The 15,092-nt window shown below is 41.5% G+C and carries 18 protein-coding genes and 3 pseudogenes; 7 read left to right on the top strand and 14 right to left on the bottom strand.

What is annotated here, in order from left to right; all coding sequences use genetic code 11:
* The 3 genes and pseudogenes from C5471_RS12280 to C5471_RS12275 form a co-directional block, all read right to left on the bottom strand.
* A pseudogene (locus tag C5471_RS12280) lies at positions 1-202 on the bottom strand (hypothetical protein); the annotation flags it as partial.
* On the bottom strand, positions 195-371 hold the full coding sequence (locus C5471_RS25305) for a hypothetical protein (protein WP_422630920.1): 177 nt from the start codon (positions 369-371) through the stop codon (positions 195-197). The gene C5471_RS25305 and the pseudogene C5471_RS12280, both read right to left, overlap by 8 nt.
* A 103-nt stretch (positions 372-474) precedes the next feature.
* Complete coding sequence (locus C5471_RS12275) at positions 475-642, bottom strand: Imm63 family immunity protein (protein ID WP_133812941.1); 168 nt, start codon at positions 640-642, stop codon at positions 475-477.
* A gap of 25 nt (positions 643-667) precedes the next feature.
* Between C5471_RS12275 and C5471_RS12270 the strand changes: the two genes are divergently transcribed.
* Positions 668-1,636 (top strand): IS30 family transposase, encoded by a 969-nt coding sequence (locus C5471_RS12270; protein ID WP_133812940.1) that lies wholly within the window; start codon positions 668-670, stop codon positions 1,634-1,636.
* Between the two features lie 14 nt (positions 1,637-1,650).
* On the opposite strand, the gene C5471_RS12265 is transcribed toward C5471_RS12270, so the two are convergent.
* The 3 genes and pseudogenes from C5471_RS12265 to C5471_RS12255 form a co-directional block, all read right to left on the bottom strand.
* Positions 1,651-1,797: a hypothetical protein gene (locus tag C5471_RS12265; protein WP_166295905.1), complete on the bottom strand. Its 147-nt coding sequence runs from the start codon at positions 1,795-1,797 to the stop codon at positions 1,651-1,653.
* Positions 1,781-2,065: a TNT domain-containing protein gene (locus tag C5471_RS12260; protein ID WP_133812939.1), complete on the bottom strand. Its 285-nt coding sequence runs from the start codon at positions 2,063-2,065 to the stop codon at positions 1,781-1,783. Before C5471_RS12260 ends, C5471_RS12265 begins: the two co-directional genes overlap by 17 nt.
* Before the next feature lie 14 nt (positions 2,066-2,079).
* Positions 2,080-3,175, bottom strand: a pseudogene (locus C5471_RS12255) (ISAs1 family transposase).
* A 365-nt stretch (positions 3,176-3,540) separates the two neighbouring features.
* Here C5471_RS12255 and C5471_RS12250 point away from each other — a divergent pair.
* Together C5471_RS12250 and C5471_RS12245 are read left to right on the top strand one after the other, a co-directional pair.
* A complete protein-coding gene (locus C5471_RS12250; RefSeq protein WP_133812938.1) occupies positions 3,541-4,380 on the top strand; it encodes a tail fiber protein in 840 nt (279 codons plus the stop codon).
* Positions 4,381-4,431: 51 nt separating this feature from the next.
* A pseudogene (locus C5471_RS12245) lies at positions 4,432-4,521 on the top strand (tail fiber assembly protein); the annotation flags it as partial.
* Positions 4,522-4,852: 331 nt separating this feature from the next.
* On the opposite strand, the gene C5471_RS12240 reads toward C5471_RS12245, so the two are convergent.
* Complete coding sequence (locus C5471_RS12240; protein ID WP_166295899.1) at positions 4,853-5,011, bottom strand: hypothetical protein; 159 nt, start codon at positions 5,009-5,011, stop codon at positions 4,853-4,855.
* Between the two features lie 225 nt (positions 5,012-5,236).
* On the opposite strand from C5471_RS12240, the gene C5471_RS12235 reads away from it, so the two are divergent.
* Both C5471_RS12235 and yciA read left to right on the top strand, forming a co-directional pair.
* The gene (locus tag C5471_RS12235; protein WP_132351447.1) at positions 5,237-5,773 is read left to right on the top strand and encodes a septation protein A; all 537 of its coding nucleotides are present in this window, start codon (positions 5,237-5,239) and stop codon (positions 5,771-5,773) included.
* A 77-nt stretch (positions 5,774-5,850) separates the two neighbouring features.
* On the top strand, positions 5,851-6,282 hold the full coding sequence (gene yciA, locus C5471_RS12230) for an acyl-CoA thioester hydrolase YciA (RefSeq protein ID WP_133812937.1): 432 nt from the start codon (positions 5,851-5,853) through the stop codon (positions 6,280-6,282).
* A 68-nt stretch (positions 6,283-6,350) separates the two neighbouring features.
* Here the strand turns inward: yciA and tonB are convergent, their stop codons facing one another.
* Together tonB and C5471_RS12220 are read right to left on the bottom strand one after the other, a co-directional pair.
* Complete coding sequence (tonB, locus tag C5471_RS12225; protein ID WP_133812936.1) at positions 6,351-7,031, bottom strand: TonB system transport protein TonB; 681 nt, start codon at positions 7,029-7,031, stop codon at positions 6,351-6,353.
* A 102-nt stretch (positions 7,032-7,133) separates the two neighbouring features.
* Positions 7,134-7,316 carry a YciY family protein gene (locus C5471_RS12220; protein ID WP_133812935.1) on the bottom strand — a complete coding sequence of 61 codons (183 nt, stop codon included), beginning with the start codon at positions 7,314-7,316 and terminating at the stop codon, positions 7,134-7,136.
* 251 nt (positions 7,317-7,567) lie between these two features.
* Here C5471_RS12220 and cls point away from each other — a divergent pair, with 251 nt between their 5' ends.
* A complete protein-coding gene (cls, locus tag C5471_RS12215; RefSeq protein WP_133812934.1) occupies positions 7,568-9,028 on the top strand; it encodes a cardiolipin synthase in 1,461 nt (486 codons plus the stop codon).
* 112 nt (positions 9,029-9,140) lie between these two features.
* Entirely contained in the window at positions 9,141-9,470 is a 330-nt protein-coding gene (locus C5471_RS12210) for an HI1450 family dsDNA-mimic protein (protein WP_133814202.1), read from the top strand.
* A gap of 77 nt (positions 9,471-9,547) precedes the next feature.
* Here the strand turns inward: C5471_RS12210 and C5471_RS12205 are convergent, their stop codons facing one another.
* From C5471_RS12205 to oppB, 5 genes are all read right to left on the bottom strand, one after another.
* Positions 9,548-10,762, bottom strand: a complete 1,215-nt coding sequence (locus C5471_RS12205; RefSeq protein ID WP_133812933.1) for an MFS transporter — start codon at positions 10,760-10,762, stop codon at positions 9,548-9,550.
* A 400-nt stretch (positions 10,763-11,162) separates the two neighbouring features.
* Complete coding sequence (gene oppF, locus C5471_RS12200; RefSeq protein ID WP_133812932.1) at positions 11,163-12,164, bottom strand: murein tripeptide/oligopeptide ABC transporter ATP binding protein OppF; 1,002 nt, start codon at positions 12,162-12,164, stop codon at positions 11,163-11,165.
* Positions 12,161-13,159, bottom strand: a complete 999-nt coding sequence (gene oppD, locus C5471_RS12195; protein ID WP_133812931.1) for an ABC transporter ATP-binding protein — start codon at positions 13,157-13,159, stop codon at positions 12,161-12,163. The genes oppF and oppD overlap by 4 nt, the downstream gene beginning before the upstream one ends.
* A 9-nt stretch (positions 13,160-13,168) precedes the next feature.
* A complete protein-coding gene (gene oppC / locus C5471_RS12190) occupies positions 13,169-14,077 on the bottom strand; it encodes an oligopeptide ABC transporter permease OppC (RefSeq protein ID WP_036846881.1) in 909 nt (302 codons plus the stop codon).
* A 14-nt stretch (positions 14,078-14,091) separates the two neighbouring features.
* Positions 14,092-15,012 carry an oligopeptide ABC transporter permease OppB gene (oppB, locus tag C5471_RS12185; RefSeq protein WP_133812930.1) on the bottom strand — a complete coding sequence of 307 codons (921 nt, stop codon included), beginning with the start codon at positions 15,010-15,012 and terminating at the stop codon, positions 14,092-14,094.
* Positions 15,013-15,092: the final 80 nt, after the last annotated feature.

Genomic DNA, 15,092 nt, shown 5'->3' with positions numbered 1-15,092 from the left:
TGGACATTCCCGCTCCCCATGCTGTTACCAACCCTCTTACTGGATCTTGTCCTTCCGGGTGATCGCCTTTGGCATGTTTTGACAATGCCGCTGAAATCTCTTGAGGGGATTTACCTTCATTTAACATAGCGGTCAGACTGGATGCTGACCGACCGTAATCCGCCATTCCTTTGGGTAAGCTCAGTGCATTATTGTCAGTCACTATTGTCTACGTATGGTGATCTTTCTAATATTTCCTCAATTTTTTTCTTGGCTCTTAATACCCACTTTTTGTCTAATACACCTAATATCTCTAGCTCCTTTTCAAAATAAGCTCTACGAAAATCTTTACTTTCATCATTCCTGTTCTTTAATTCATATTCAGATGCCATTTGGCTAAATAAGATTCTAAAATGGTGCTACATCTTATATCACTCATAACTCTATGTATAAAAATGGGTTGAAGAAGGCTGTGTGTAGCAGAATTATGAAACGTTATTTAGCTACACTTTCCATTACCCAATATAGCAACTCATTTAAATCTTCAGTTGTTTGCCTGAATATTTCATATCCTCTTTCAGAGTAAATAATATGATATTGATTGGCGGATTCGACTAATAAGTGCAATTTTTCAGAAGGGGGGTCAGCTGCTATAGTAGGCATCTTTCCCACCACAGGAAAACGCACTATGACCTATATACAACTGACCGAAACAGAAAGATATCAGATTTTTAGCTTAAAAGAAGCGGGTTTTTCACAGCTCTTCATTGCTGAGTCACTTAAACGAAGCCCATCGACCATCAGCAGAGAATTGAAGAGAAATCAAGAAGTCCAGACATACTGCCCTGAACAGGCTCATTTGAAGGGATTGGCGCGTCGTCATTTTGCTAAGAAAGCCGTGAAAATAACGCCGGTAATAAGAAAATGGATAAAACGGTTAATTTGGAAAGATTTAAGCCCTGAACAGGTGGTTGATTATTTGAAACAACATAAAGGGATATCTTTGCATCATGAGACGATTTATAGGCTGATTTATAAAGATAAAATAGAGGGGGGTGATTTATGGCAACATCTGCGAATTGCCAGAAAACCCTATCGCAAACGTTATGGTCGCTATGAAAGAAGAGGCAAAATTAAAAATCGGGTCAGTATTGATGAGCGCCCGGAAATTGTTGATAAAAAAGAACGTATTGGCGACTGGGAAGGAGATACGATAATAGGAAAAGATAAAAAAAGTGTCTTATTAACGTTGGTTGATCGCAAGACACTGTATACAATTATCGTTAAACTTGATAGCAAGCGTGCATCAGAAGTCGCGAAAGCGGCAGTGAAAGTATTATACCCATTAAAACAAAAGGTTAAGACCATCACATTCGATAACGGTTTGGAGTTTGCAGATCATGAAACCATCAGTGAAAAATTAGGAACCCAAATTGACTTTGCGCATCCTTATTCGCACTGGGAAAGAGGGATCAATGAGAATATCAATGGGTTAATCAGACAATACTTTCCAAAGGGAACCGATTTTAATGAAGTCTCTGATCAGGAAATAAATTTTGTGGTAAACCGATTAAATAATCGCCCCCGAAAAACACGGGGTGGGAAAACACCGAATGAGTTATTTAAAGGAATACGAACTTGTTTACTTCCAGATTAACGATGTTGCACTTATCATGTGAATCCGCCATTGTTATTAATAACTATATATCCAGAACCATCACCAACAGGCTCTGAATAAACTATCAGCATTGATTTAGGTGCATTAATCTTAGCACCTAAAGACCACACTTTTTCCTGTATTTCATTTATGGTTAGCATTCTTTACTTCCTTTACATATCCATTTTTTATAAGCCAATCAACATTTACTCTCTCAGGGAAATTCGGCAATATCTGAACTCCTCCTCTAGGCTGATCAAACGCTGGCGCAATTTTGCCTTGCAGTACCGGAAGTGGTTTAATTACTTCATATTCATGGTATTTCCCTGCTTTAGAACCTGGAGCCAGTGCTCGATTTTCATAAGGAACTCCTTTGGGAGACAAAAACGCTCCGTTTGCACTACCATATCTATCCCAGGGTACGAGCATACTTTGATTACTCTTCACCCGAAGAAAACTCGCGCACGATAATCATCACTCCAGCCTGCTTTTTTGAGTTTATTTCGTTGGCTTGGTGCACCACAATCACATTGTTTAAGCATGTTCAACACGATACGCCGGAATAACGCCAAATTTTCAATGGCTCCGTCCAGTACAATACGTGGATCATCCTCTTTAAAAACGACATCAAGAATATAATGTTGGCTATTCTCAATGCGCCAATGCTGGCGAATATAGTGCCCCAATAATTTATGCCGCAGAGAGAGGGAACTAATAGTCAGCCGTATCCACCGTATCCTTGCCATTTTCTGTCCGGTGTCGTTCAACAGCAATAATACTGCGGATTGTCGGCCATCTTTCCGCGATATCAGGGGGAAATTGGGGCTTGAGTTGAAATACATAACGTTCTTCCCGGCGGCCATGCGCTTCTTGTTTGATTTCATTAATAATTTTTTCTTTTCCTGCATCAAACACCCGCTGAAACTGAGACTGCACGGCTTCCCACAGACGGGGTTGGTTTTTCTTCACCTGAACCACGACGTGGGCTTTCTTCTCACTGATTTTTTGCAGGGTTTCACGCTGACAATGCAGGGCATCAAGCGTCACAATGCTGCCTTTCAGGTTGAGGATATCCAGCATTTGACGGACGATACTGATTTCACCGTTTTTCGTGGTCGTGGCTTTCTGGCTCAACACTAATCCGCACTCAGTATCATACGCAGTGACCAGTTGGCCGGCGTTTTTCTTTTCATTCCGGTCAGCCCGTCGCAGGACTTTTCCGTCAAAGGCGATAACCGGTTTTCCGACCTGTTCACGTTGTTCATTGACCCAGTTGAGTAAGGCCTCCAGTAATGAATCCAGCTCGATGGTGCGCAGTATTCTCGCCATCGTATGTCGGCAGGGTATCCCCTGGAGAAAGGGGCGGTATTCTTTCAGCCACTTAATTTTGGCATGACCATAAGTTTCAATGTTTTGCCAGCCTTCGGCTCCCGCCATAATGGCACTAACGACAAGGAAAATAACATCAACCCGCTCGTACTGACGATTGATATCAGAGCGGGTTTCTTTCACAACGGATAAATGTTCAATCAGGTTCATGGGTGAGTGATTAGCAGGAAAATAAGGCTAATGAGATCATGCTATTAGTCTTCATTCAATAGGTTTTAAAAAAGTATGCTCGCGCCCTGGGGTTTAGTCCAAATATCTAAAGATTCAGTGTGGAATGTTAAACAGAGGGAGATTCAGGAAGAGATGGAAGGAATAAGAGAAAAATAGTTTCCAGATGTTAAATATAAATGGGTTTAGTATATTTTTGGCTGGAAATATTGGTTTTTTACTCTTTGAATTATATAAAAATAATCAACCTTCTGAGTTATAAGGGTGTTTTATTATTATTTTATTGAAATACACTGAATTGTGATAAGTCATCTATAAAATAATATTATTTAATTCTAGGAGAATATATGAGTCACAAGAATGATTTTAAGGCTTTTTCTATTAGTAATAATGCGAATGTCGTGAGTCAGAGATTATATGAAGAAAGTAAGGATTTACTGACTGGGTTTCCACCAAATGATGTTCCCATTCACTTATTAAATAAGGCATTACGTCAATCATCAACCATATCATCTGTCTTGGCTGACTTTATCTCGACACAATCTGGCGAGGATGTTCTCGATGATGGGGATATAGCTAAACTCACCGCACAATTAAATAGAGCTTTAGAACAAAAAACCATAACAAAAGTTCCAGATGCCTCGTTAACCCAAAAAGGCGTTGTTCAGCTTACGGATGTGGTGGGCAATAGCGACACATTGGCGGTTACACAAAAGCTTGCTCAGGAAATAATAATTTTATTGCGCGAAGAAATTAATATCAGTAATAAAGCCAATTATCTACCTGTGGGCACTCCTATTCCCTGGCCGATTGCCACACCGCCAACTGGATGGTTGCAATGTAACGGTGCGGCCTTTGATAAATCGAAATTTCCGAAATTAGCCGAAGCCTATCCTGATGGTAGATTACCAGATTTAAGAGGAGAGTTTATCCGGGGCTGGGATGATGGGCGTGGAGCTGACAAAGGGAGAATATTATTGACCTGGCAAGAAAGCACTTCATTGGCGGGATATCTCGGTAACTTTGAAAAAGGATTAGCGCATCAAATATTACAGGACGATGGTATCTCAGGTAGCGCTGCAAGCTACTCAACGTTTACACACACAAAAGAAGCTGGTTCTGGAGTCAATTACTTACGATTTCGCCCCCGTAACATAGCATTTAACTATATTGTAAGGGCTGCATAATGATCCCCATGTGTGGCTCTTATCCGATTGAGATAGCCCCAGACGGATGGATTAACAGCTTGGAAGAAGTACAGAGTATTACTCACTCGTGTAGATACTTCATTAGCTCCTGATGTTGAGTGGCCGGAGGTGCTGAAGTAAAAATATAGCGAAAGGATATAGTGAATGAATAGTGAAATGTGATTTATGTCATAAAAAAGCCACCTTGCGGTGGCCTTTTCTTTTCTCTAACTCACTATTTTACAGCAAATTTTTATTTGGTCAGGGCGGGACTGGTAAATTTCATTAATCAATTGAATAAATAGAATTTCATAATACCGATACAGTAGGTCTATTCGATTGATATCTCAAAAGGGCCACTCTGACGTCTGATGACATACCGCAACCCTTGCTGTGTAAGGTGTTGGCAAGGTGTATCACTATTTTGAAAAGTTATTTAGATCGTCATCACTGCTTCTCAATTTATTTTGTTTTATCCAGCGGGTAAATTCTGTCCGTCAGCCAGCGAGCACCAGAGTAAAAGCCAAGGGCGCAACTGCCGCCGCAATAAATCATGACTAAACCACTCTTTGCGATAATGAGAAAAATTGCCCAACCCTGGCATCCAACGCTGTAGTTTTTTCCACTGCATTTGGTTTATGCTCTCTTATTTTTCAACGGGTTTTGGCTATAATGCTGTGTTATATGTTTACTGACAACAGGAAGTTAATTACGCCGCTCTTTATGGTAAAATTGTGCGAAACAGATCGATAAAAATCTTTATTTATCGATAAAAAAAGCCATACTGTTGCCGCTTAGTATATTCAATCACCAAAATCGGATAGAGTCAGCTGCCGGAATTACAATAGGTTCAAATATGAAACAACTTTTAGACTTTCTACCTTTAGTCGTATTTTTTGTTGTATACAAAATGTATGACATTTTCTATGCTTCCGGGGCACTGATTGCCGCCACCGGTTTAGCTGTAGCGATAACTTATTTCATCTACCGGAAAGTAGAGAAATCTTCTCTGATCACTTTTATCATGGTTGCAGTTTTCGGCACGCTGACCTTAGCTTTCCACAGTGATCTCTTTATTAAGTGGAAAGTCACCGTAATCTATGCCTTATTCGCATTAGCCTTGCTCGTCAGCCAATGGTTCATGAAAAAACCACTTATTCAGAAAATGCTGGGAAAAGAGCTGGTTTTACCGGATTTTGTCTGGAATAAACTCAATATGGCATGGGCGCTGTTTTTTATTGCCTGTGCACTAGCCAATATTTATGTCGCGTTTTGGTTACCACAAGATGTCTGGGTTAACTTTAAAGTATTTGGTCTGACTGCCCTAACCTTGGTTTTCACCGTGCTCAGTGTAGTATATATTTATCGTTACCTGCCTCGCGAACAGAAGTAACCCTATTCAAATGGATACCTGTCTGCTATTGTTTGTAGGCAGGTATTATTTTTTCATCAAATAAAGTAAAGTTTTCAATGACACAACAACAATTACCTAACGGAGAATTAGTCCTCCGCACACTGGCTATGCCCGCTGATACCAACGCCAATGGAGATATTTTTGGCGGATGGCTGATGTCACAAATGGATATTGGTGGCGCAATTCTGGCAAAAGAAATTGCGGAAGGCCGTGTTGTCACTGTCAGAGTAAATGGTATTACTTTCCTTAAACCTGTCGCTGTTGGTGATGTCGTCTGCTGCTATGCGCATTGTCTCAAAACGGGTAACAGTTCGATTACTATTAACATCGAAGTCTGGGTAAAGAAAGTCGCATCTGAGCCTGTAGGTCAACGCTATCGTGCAACCGAAGCGGTATTCACTTATGTTGCTGTTAATGAGGATAATACCCCTCGCCAGTTACCCGAAGGCAAAGCCCAATTCCAATTGACCAACAGCACTGACGAATAAGCCTAATTATTAATGCAAAAAAGGAGCGTCTGGATCATGCTCCTTTTTTATTTGCATTTTCCCGCCAATCAGGATTGGGATACACCGGTCATTTTGAATTTTACTGTTGTGATATAGCCAACAGCGGGTATTTTTTCATAGCGCCATTTTCTCATTGCTTTTTTTACTTCCCTGTCAAAAACGTTAGGCGGATCGGCACTAATCACTTCGATATTTTTTACCCGGCCGTCTTCATCAATATCATATTTGACTCTAACATTACCCTCAATCCCCAATGCTGCTGCTCTGGATGGATAAATGGGTAACGCTTTACTTAATGCTTTTGGCCCATTCTGTGATTTAGTTACCGCATGAGTTACCGGGTTATTCTGATTATTATCAGTACGGTTAGCCAATGGCTTTTCCCGTGGTTCAGTTGTCTTCTCAACTGGCTCCGATTGCTTTTTAACAACCTTTTTCTTCACTTCCGGTTTAGGTTTCAGCTTTTTCACCTCTGGCTTTGGGATCACCGGCTCTGGAACAGGTTCCGGCTCCTCTGGCTCTGACTCGGGTTCAGGTGCTGCGGGTTGTGAAACCGGGGTTTCTTCAGCAGCTAACTGAATCATAGCGACAGACATAAGTGCAGCGTCAGGCTGTTTTTCCGGTATCACAGAACAAAAAAGTGTGGCAGCAACAGAAACATGCAAACAAACTGATAATAATATTGGCCAATGTATCCAACGCATAAGGGAGTTCTTGATTAGCAGCATAATAGTCAATCCTCGAATACCCGCTAGTTTAAATGCAAATAGCAATCATATTCAATAAAGATTGTAGGTGAGCGTGAATATAAGGCCAAAAATACTACTTTTTTAATGCATCCATTCACTATGTTGAACAAACAATAAAGCTCGCCGCTGTTTATAAATATCTAATTTACGTAGTGAATAAATACGTAAATTGCGTCTTGATTGCCCTTCCAGCCAACGGCGGCGACGGTTGGAATTCTGACGCAATCTCCGCCACCGCCCTACTTCATTCCGACTATTTCTCATACAAAATTATACCTGTAAAAAATATCACGCTCATTATAGGCCTTTAAAAAAGATCGCCAAGGCGTATCTGAATAGTACTTTTTATGTCATATCGTGCGAAATAACCCATATCAAGTATGATGCTTGCAGTATACTTGCCGGTTTCTTGATAAATTCATTGGATTAATGAGATCGTTTATATCCCGTGTTTTGGGGAAACCGTGTTAAACGCCACCAAAGATGTCTGAACAAAACAGGATTGATTGCCGAACATGACAACCTTTTATTCCGTCCTAAGTTGGCTTGCTATTTTCTTCTATTGGCTAATCGTTGCTAGTATCACCTTGCGTATTTTAATAAAACGCCGGCCTGTCACTTCCGCTATGGCCTGGCTGCTGATTATTTATATCCTGCCCTTAGTTGGCATTATCGCTTACCTATCATTTGGTGAGCTGCATTTGGGAAAACGCAGAGTTGAACAGGCAAAAGCCATGTGGCCGTCAACAGCGGTATGGCTTGAAGAGCTGCGCAAATCTCGTCATATCTTCGCCACGGAAAATAGCGAAGTCGCGACACCGTTATTCCAGCTTTGCGAACGGCGGCAAGGGCTTGAAGGCGTTAAAGGGAACAAGATCCAACTGCTGACAACCTATGACAACTCACTAAAAACCATCATCGAAGATATTGAGAATGCCAAACACAGCATTGAGATGATGTTCTATATCTGGCAATCCGGTGGCTTGGTTGAACAAGTGACTGATGCCCTTATGGCCGCAGCACACCGAGGAGTCAGATGCCGTGTTATGGTGGATTCAGCTGGCAGCTGGTTATATTGCCGTAGCCAATACCCGGATATCATGCGTCAGGCGGGAATTGAATTTGTTGAAGCTTTACAAGTCAATATCTTCCGTTTATTTCTGCGTCGGATGGATCTGCGCCAGCATCGTAAAATTATTCTAATAGACGACTATATTTCTTACACTGGCAGTATGAATATGGTAGACCCACGCTTCTTTAAGCAAGATGCCGGCGTTGGACAATGGATCGACATCATGGTGCGAATGGAAGGGCCGGTTACCACAACGATGGGGGTTATTTACGCTTGTGACTGGGAAATGGAAACAGGTCAACGCATCTTTCCCCCCTCACCAGACAACAATATCATGCCATTTGAACAAGCCAGCGGGCATACAACTCAAATTATTGCCTCTGGTCCAGGGTTCCCTGAAGAGTTAATTCAACAATCTTTAATGACGGCTATTTTCTCTGCCCGCAAGCAATTGATATTAACCACTCCTTATTTTGCTCCCAGTGATGACCTGATGAATGCTATCTGCACTGCGGCCTTAAGGGGTGTGGAAGTTATTATCATTGTTCCTCGCAAAAATAATTTTTTCCTGGTGCGCTGGGCAAGTCGTGCATTCTTTTCTGAACTATTGAATGCGGGAGTTAAGATTTATCAATTTGAAGAGGGTTTATTACATACTAAAAGCGTCTTGGTTGATGGTCAACTCAGTATGGTTGGCTCAGTTAATCTCGATATGCGCAGCCTGTGGCTGAATTTTGAAATTACCGTGGTTATTGATGATGAAAATTTTGGTCATGATCTGACTCTGGTGCAATACGATTACATCGCCCATTCTACATTGCTGGAAATCAATGAGTGGGAACAGCGCCCTTTGTGGCATCGGATAATTGAACGTATTTGTTACTTTTTCAGCCCACTACTGTGACCAATACCCTCGTCTTGACAAGATGGGGGTACCAATCAACGCTTCATCATGTTTTAATTCTCCCATCACTGCTGACAGATGAATTGATATGGACAACAAACCTTCACAAACAATGGATTTAGATCTCAACAACCGAATGACAGAAGATGAAACCCTTGAGAAAGCGTATGACATCTTTCTTGAGCTGGCTTCATCCAATCTTGACCCTGCGGATATTCTGCTATTTAGCTTACAATTTGAAATACGGGGCGGCGCAGAATTGCAGGATCCTTCCGAAGAGTGGCTTGAACACGTAGATTTCGATCTAAACCCTGATTTTTTCGCAGAAGTGATTATCGGGCTGGCTGAATCTGAGGATGCTGAGATTAATGATATTTTTGCCCGTATTTTGATTTGTCGGGAAAAATCTCACCAGATTTGCCATATTTTATGGAAAGAGTAGTTACAGCGACTCACGTTTGAAATCCCCCGAACCATTTGTCCGTGACCGACGCAATGAACTATAGAGTACAAACAATCTTAAGATACATCAATTTCATCTTTTACTTTTGTACTCCTCAGCGCTTCGTATAAGAAATAGATACTAATGATAAGTAAATAAGTGCCTAATGTAATCATTGCATCATTTGATTGCATGTAACGTGATAGAATATAGGAAACAACAGAGCCAAACGGTATTGCAGAATAAATAATCACGTAAGATGCCGAAATAACACTCACCACTTCGTCTTGGTGATAATTAGTCTGTCGTTCAGTATAAAAAACAATTAAGTTGATAGCACTCAACAACATAACAACGCTCCACGCTATTGATGCAATATAGATGTTATTAGCTATAGGTATGCAAATTAAACACAGAGCACATATTACCCCTGTAATAGAAATCAAATGCCATTTGTTAACATTGTTTTTATAAATAATCCTGCCGATCCTTATTCCTATAATTAACCCGACTGTGGATATAGCAAAGAACAATCCTAATTGTATATCCGTTAAATTGAATCTTTCGATTAAAAAATATGTCAGTATAGATTGAAACCCATGTAACGCTATGTTTGAAAAGAAAAAACGCCTCAATAAATAATTAACAAATAAATTATCTTTAATAAGTCTAAAACCTTTGATGGTTTTTAAGATGAAATGCTCACCGTTGGTTTTTATTCTTAATTCTATATTCATTTTAGTTAAAACAATCATAGAAATCACATATATGACACCGATAATAAGAAATACATTATTATAACCTAAATAACTTAATATGGTTGCTCCGATCATTGGCCCTATAGCAGGAAACAGGCTATCGACAAAAGCAATTTTCCTACTCATTTCTTCTACGTCTTCTTTATGTGGCAATATCTCTTTTAATGTACTGTGGATAATGGTTTGATATAAGATAAGAATGGATGATAACAAAAATACCACCATAAAGAAAACAAGGTTACTAAAATTAATCTCAAAGTAGGTATAGGAAAAAAAACATAAAAGCAAGCCAATTAAATTCAGTATTAATAGGCTTGCTTTTTTTGCAAGCCTGTTTTCGAGCAGATTAGCTATCGGAGGTGCAATGATGTTTGGTGTAAATAGCAATCCATAGCTAATCGTCATCATTTGCAATGATTTTGTTTCTGAATAAAGCACTAACGGAGCGATAAATTTAAAAACCCAATTATTCATCGAGTTGAGGATGTATGAAATTAAAAAATATAGTGATTGACTGCTTTTTAATTTAAACATTGGTCAACTCGTTCCTTCATTTCCTTGAATATCGCTAACCCCTTTCTGTTAGGTCACCATACTGTTCTATGATATTGTATGTTTCATTATACCGAGTTAATGCTCTTTCCAAGAACTTCGCATTGTTATTGAGATCGTTATTGGAAGAAACTTTAACAGCCTGTCTAAAATAAGACACGATATTGCCAAGCACAATATATGTCAAAAAATACATTGATTTAATTAACATTTTTCCAACATAAAAATAGCTATCATTATATTTCATAAAAGTCAATTTTTTTGTTTTTTCTGCTCTGCAATTGGATGATACACTACGCCAGTAATTTCATTGAGTTGCAATTAAAAAACCAATAAATTACCAAGCAAAGTGCACCATCTAATATGACAACATCACCAATAATTACAACGGATCAACCTTCAAACAAGACACTGCATGACGAAAACTTCCCTCCATCAATGGTCGTGTCTTAGCACATTCAGGATCTGCCATTGGGCAACGTGTACGGAAAACACAACCTGATGGCGGATTGATCGGTGACGGTAATTCACCTTCCAATAACTCAATATGCTTATTTCGTTCTTTATCTGGATCAGGCACCGGTACTGCCGACATCAATGCTTTGGTATAAGGATGCTGTGGATTATGATAAACCTCATCATAAGTGCCCAACTCCACCGCATGCCCAAGATACATCACCAGTACACGGTCAGATATGTGCTTAACCACCGCAAGATCATGGGCGATAAAAATCAGCGATAACCCCATTTCCCGTTGTAATTCCTGCAACAGGTTCACTACCTGAGCCTGAATGGATACATCAAGTGCGGATACCGGCTCATCACAAATCACCAATTTAGGTTCAAGAATAAGCGCACGGGCAATCCCGATTCGTTGACACTGACCACCAGAGAATTCGTGCGGGTAACGGTTAATCAGATTCGGCAATAACCCAACCTTCATCATCATTGCTTTTACCCGTTCTTTGATTTCCAGCTCTTTCATCTTAGGATGATAAGTGCGCAGTGGCTCTGCGATAATATCGCCAATCGTCATTCGCGGGTTCAGAGACGCTAATGGATCCTGGAATATCATCTGGATATCACTGCGAATATCCCGCCACTGTTTATCATTCATGTCCAGCAGGCTTCTTCCCAACCAAGTTACTGAACCACCAGAAGGCTTGACCAATCCGATAACTGCACGGGCAAAAGTCGATTTACCGCAACCAGATTCGCCAACCACACCCAAGGTTTCCCCTTCGTACAACCTCAATGTGACGCCATCAACCGCTTTCAGGGTTTTAGCGGGTTGCCAAAACCATTGTTTGCCATCTTTGATATCAAAGTGAACTTTCAGATCGGCCACTTCCAGCAGCACACGTCTTTCTTCAATCGGACTCATACCAATTCTCCCGGTGCTTTAAAACAAGCTCGCAAACGCCCATTGCCAAATGTCTCTAACTTCGGTTCACAATCGACGCAATGGTCTACTGCAAATTGACAGCGAGGCTGGAACGGACACCCTTTCGGCAACCGTAATAAATTGGGCGGATTCCCCGGAATTGTCGCCAATGACTCGTCATCACCATCAAGACGGGGAACAGCATTAAGAAGGCCAATAGAATAAGGATGCGTTGGTTGATAAAACACTTCACGAGCCGTGCCATATTCCATCGTTCTCCCCGCGTACATCACCAGCACTTTGTCACAAACACCGGCAATGACCCCCAAATCGTGAGTGATCATAATTATCGCGGTATTAAACTCCTGTTGCAGCTCATTCAACAGAATCATAATCTGTGCCTGAACCGTAACATCAAGTGCGGTTGTCGGTTCATCGGCAATCAGCAATTTTGGCCGGCATAATAATGCCATTGCAATCATCACACGCTGACGCATACCACCAGAAAACTCATGAGGGTACATGCTCATACGTTTACGCGCTTCCGGCATCTTGACGGCATCCAGCATCCGAATCGATTCGAGGTATGCCTCACTTTTACTCATACGTTTATGCAGCATCAATACTTCTGTGAGCTGGTCACCAATGCGCATATAAGGATTGAGAGAAGTCATTGGGTCTTGAAATATCATGGATATTTCTTCCGCCCTCATGCAGTTAAGTTCTTTCTCTTGCAAGTTAAGAATTTCCCTACCATTAAAAATGGTAGAGCCGCCAATTGTGCCGTTTCTGGCAAGCAATCCCATCAGAGCAAAAGCGGTCTGTGATTTCCCAGAACCAGATTCACCGACAATTCCCAGTGTCTCCCCTGCCCGTAAATCAAAATTCAGCTTGTTCACCGCAGTAACATTCCCATCCGGGGTACTAAAAATCACATTCAAATCTTTAACAATTAACAACGGCTCAGAACTTTTCTGGTTTTTAACGCTGTTCATGTTACCTCCTTAACGATCTTTCGGATCGAGGGCATCACGCAGGCCATCGCCGATAAAGTTAAAACAAAACAGTGTCACCACCAGAAAACCGGCAGGAAACATCAGTAACCACGGGGAAACTTCCATTGAATTCGCACCATCACTTAGCAATGCTCCCCAACTGCTTAATGGCTCTTGAGTTCCCAACCCCAGAAAGCTAAGAAATGATTCGAACAAAATCATGCTTGGAACTAATAAAGACGCATAAACCACCACCACGCCCAATACGTTAGGGACAATATGGCGTAACACGATGTAACGGGTTGGCACCCCACATACCAACGCCGCTTCAATAAATTCCTTACGTCTCAGGCTCAGTGTCTGACCACGGACAATACGCGCCATATCCAGCCATGACACCATGCCAATCGCGACAAATATCAGCAAAATATTCTGTCCAAAGACCGTCACCAGCAAGATCACAAAGAACATGAATGGGAATGAGTTCAGAATTTCCAACAGACGCATCATCACTGAGTCTATTTTTCCGCCCAGATAACCGGATAATGACCCATACAAAGTTCCAACAACGACGGCAACCAAGGCTGCGGCAATCCCAACCATTAATGAAATACGCCCACCAATAGCAACACGTACCAGTAAATCACGACCAGAAGAATCAGTACCGAAATAGTGACCTGATTCAAAATCAGGTGGCATAGACATCATGGCCCAATCAGTATCATCGTAAGTAAACTGGGCCAGCATTGGTGCCAAGATCACAAACAAAGTAATCAACGATAGCAAGCACAAACTGGCAATCGCTGCCCGGTTGTGAATAAAACGACGTCGTGCATCCTGCCACAAACTGCGGCCTTCAATTTCCAGTTGCTCAGAGAAATTTTCCAGAGCTTCGCTGTTTTGTTTATTGACTATCATTGCGCGCTCCAGTCTTAATAACGGATCTTCGGATCGATGACGGCATACAACACATCAACAATCGCATTGAACAGTATAGTCAGGCCACCAACCAAAATCGTCAGGCTTAACACCAATGAATAGTCACGGTTCAATGCTCCGTTAACAAATAACTGCCCTATTCCCGGTAAACCGAAGATTGTTTCAATCACCATTGAGCCGGTGATAATACCGACAAAAGCAGGCCCCATATAAGAGATGACGGGCAGCAATGCGGGTTTTAAGGCATGGCGGAATATAATGATACGTAATGGCAACCCTTTGGCACGTGCAGTACGGATAAAATTAGAGTGCAGCACTTCTATCATTGAACCACGGGTGATACGCGAGATACTGGCGATATAGGCCAAAGATAATGCGACCATGGGTAAGATCATAAATTTTGGCGCTCCGCCATTCCAGCCCCCTCCTGGTAGCCATTTAAGGTGAATAGCGAACACCAGCACCAATAACGGTGCGACAACAAAACTTGGGATAACAACCCCCGTCATGGCGAATCCCATAACCGTATAATCCCACTTTGTGTTTTGGTTAAGTGCAGCAATAACCCCAGCGCTGACCCCTAAGATAACCGCCATCATAAATGCCGATGCACCCAATTTAGCCGACACCGGAAATGCTGTCGCGACCAGATCATTAACTGTGTAGTCCTTATATTTAAAAGACGGCCCAAAATCCCCCTTGGAAAGCTGGACTAAGTAATCAAAATATTGTTTATACATGGGATCATTCAGATGATATTTCGCTTCAATATTTGCCATAACTTCTGGCGGCAATTTCCGCTCACCGGTAAATGGGCTACCTGGCGCCAGCCGCATCATGAAAAACGAAATAGTGATAAGAATAAAAAGTGTCGGGATCGCCTCTAAACAACGACGTAAAATAAACTTAAGCATTGCCCGTTCCTATGTGTTGACCCTAAACCCTGGCCTTAAAATAATCTGACACTAAGGCAGCCCTTTCCGGGCCGCCCTGC

It is taken from the genome of Photorhabdus tasmaniensis (assembly GCF_011189505.1).
GTDB classification, from domain to species: domain Bacteria; phylum Pseudomonadota; class Gammaproteobacteria; order Enterobacterales; family Enterobacteriaceae; genus Photorhabdus; species Photorhabdus tasmaniensis.
Note: the sequence above shows the minus strand (reverse complement) of the source record. Positions and strands in the feature narration are given on the sequence as shown.

Bases quoted from the DNA above. Each gene is read 5' to 3' on its own strand.
- C5471_RS12265 (WP_166295905.1), bottom strand. From the start codon at position 1,797: ATGCTAACCATAAATGAAATACAGGAAAAAGTGTGGTCTTTAGGTGCT.
- C5471_RS12240 (WP_166295899.1), bottom strand. From the start codon at position 5,011: ATGCAGTGGAAAAAACTACAGCGTTGGATGCCAGGGTTGGGCAATTTT.
- C5471_RS12220 (WP_133812935.1), bottom strand. From the start codon at position 7,316: ATGAGAAATAGTCGGAATGAAGTAGGGCGGTGGCGGAGATTGCGTCAG.
- C5471_RS12270 (WP_133812940.1), top strand. From the start codon at position 668: ATGACCTATATACAACTGACCGAAACAGAAAGATATCAGATTTTTAGC.
- C5471_RS12210 (WP_133814202.1), top strand. From the start codon at position 9,141: ATGGATTTAGATCTCAACAACCGAATGACAGAAGATGAAACCCTTGAG.
- C5471_RS12275 (WP_133812941.1), bottom strand. From the start codon at position 642: ATGCCTACTATAGCAGCTGACCCCCCTTCTGAAAAATTGCACTTATTA.
- oppF (WP_133812932.1), bottom strand. From the start codon at position 12,164: ATGAGTCCGATTGAAGAAAGACGTGTGCTGCTGGAAGTGGCCGATCTG.
- cls (WP_133812934.1), top strand. From the start codon at position 7,568: ATGACAACCTTTTATTCCGTCCTAAGTTGGCTTGCTATTTTCTTCTAT.
- oppD (WP_133812931.1), bottom strand. From the start codon at position 13,159: ATGAACAGCGTTAAAAACCAGAAAAGTTCTGAGCCGTTGTTAATTGTT.
- C5471_RS25305 (WP_422630920.1), bottom strand. From the start codon at position 371: ATGGCATCTGAATATGAATTAAAGAACAGGAATGATGAAAGTAAAGAT.
- tonB (WP_133812936.1), bottom strand. From the start codon at position 7,031: ATGCTGCTAATCAAGAACTCCCTTATGCGTTGGATACATTGGCCAATA.
- C5471_RS12260 (WP_133812939.1), bottom strand. From the start codon at position 2,065: ATGCTCGTACCCTGGGATAGATATGGTAGTGCAAACGGAGCGTTTTTG.
- C5471_RS12235 (WP_132351447.1), top strand. From the start codon at position 5,237: ATGAAACAACTTTTAGACTTTCTACCTTTAGTCGTATTTTTTGTTGTA.
- oppB (WP_133812930.1), bottom strand. From the start codon at position 15,012: ATGCTTAAGTTTATTTTACGTCGTTGTTTAGAGGCGATCCCGACACTT.
- C5471_RS12205 (WP_133812933.1), bottom strand. From the start codon at position 10,762: ATGTTTAAATTAAAAAGCAGTCAATCACTATATTTTTTAATTTCATAC.
- oppC (WP_036846881.1), bottom strand. From the start codon at position 14,077: ATGATAGTCAATAAACAAAACAGCGAAGCTCTGGAAAATTTCTCTGAG.
- C5471_RS12250 (WP_133812938.1), top strand. From the start codon at position 3,541: ATGAGTCACAAGAATGATTTTAAGGCTTTTTCTATTAGTAATAATGCG.
- yciA (WP_133812937.1), top strand. From the start codon at position 5,851: ATGACACAACAACAATTACCTAACGGAGAATTAGTCCTCCGCACACTG.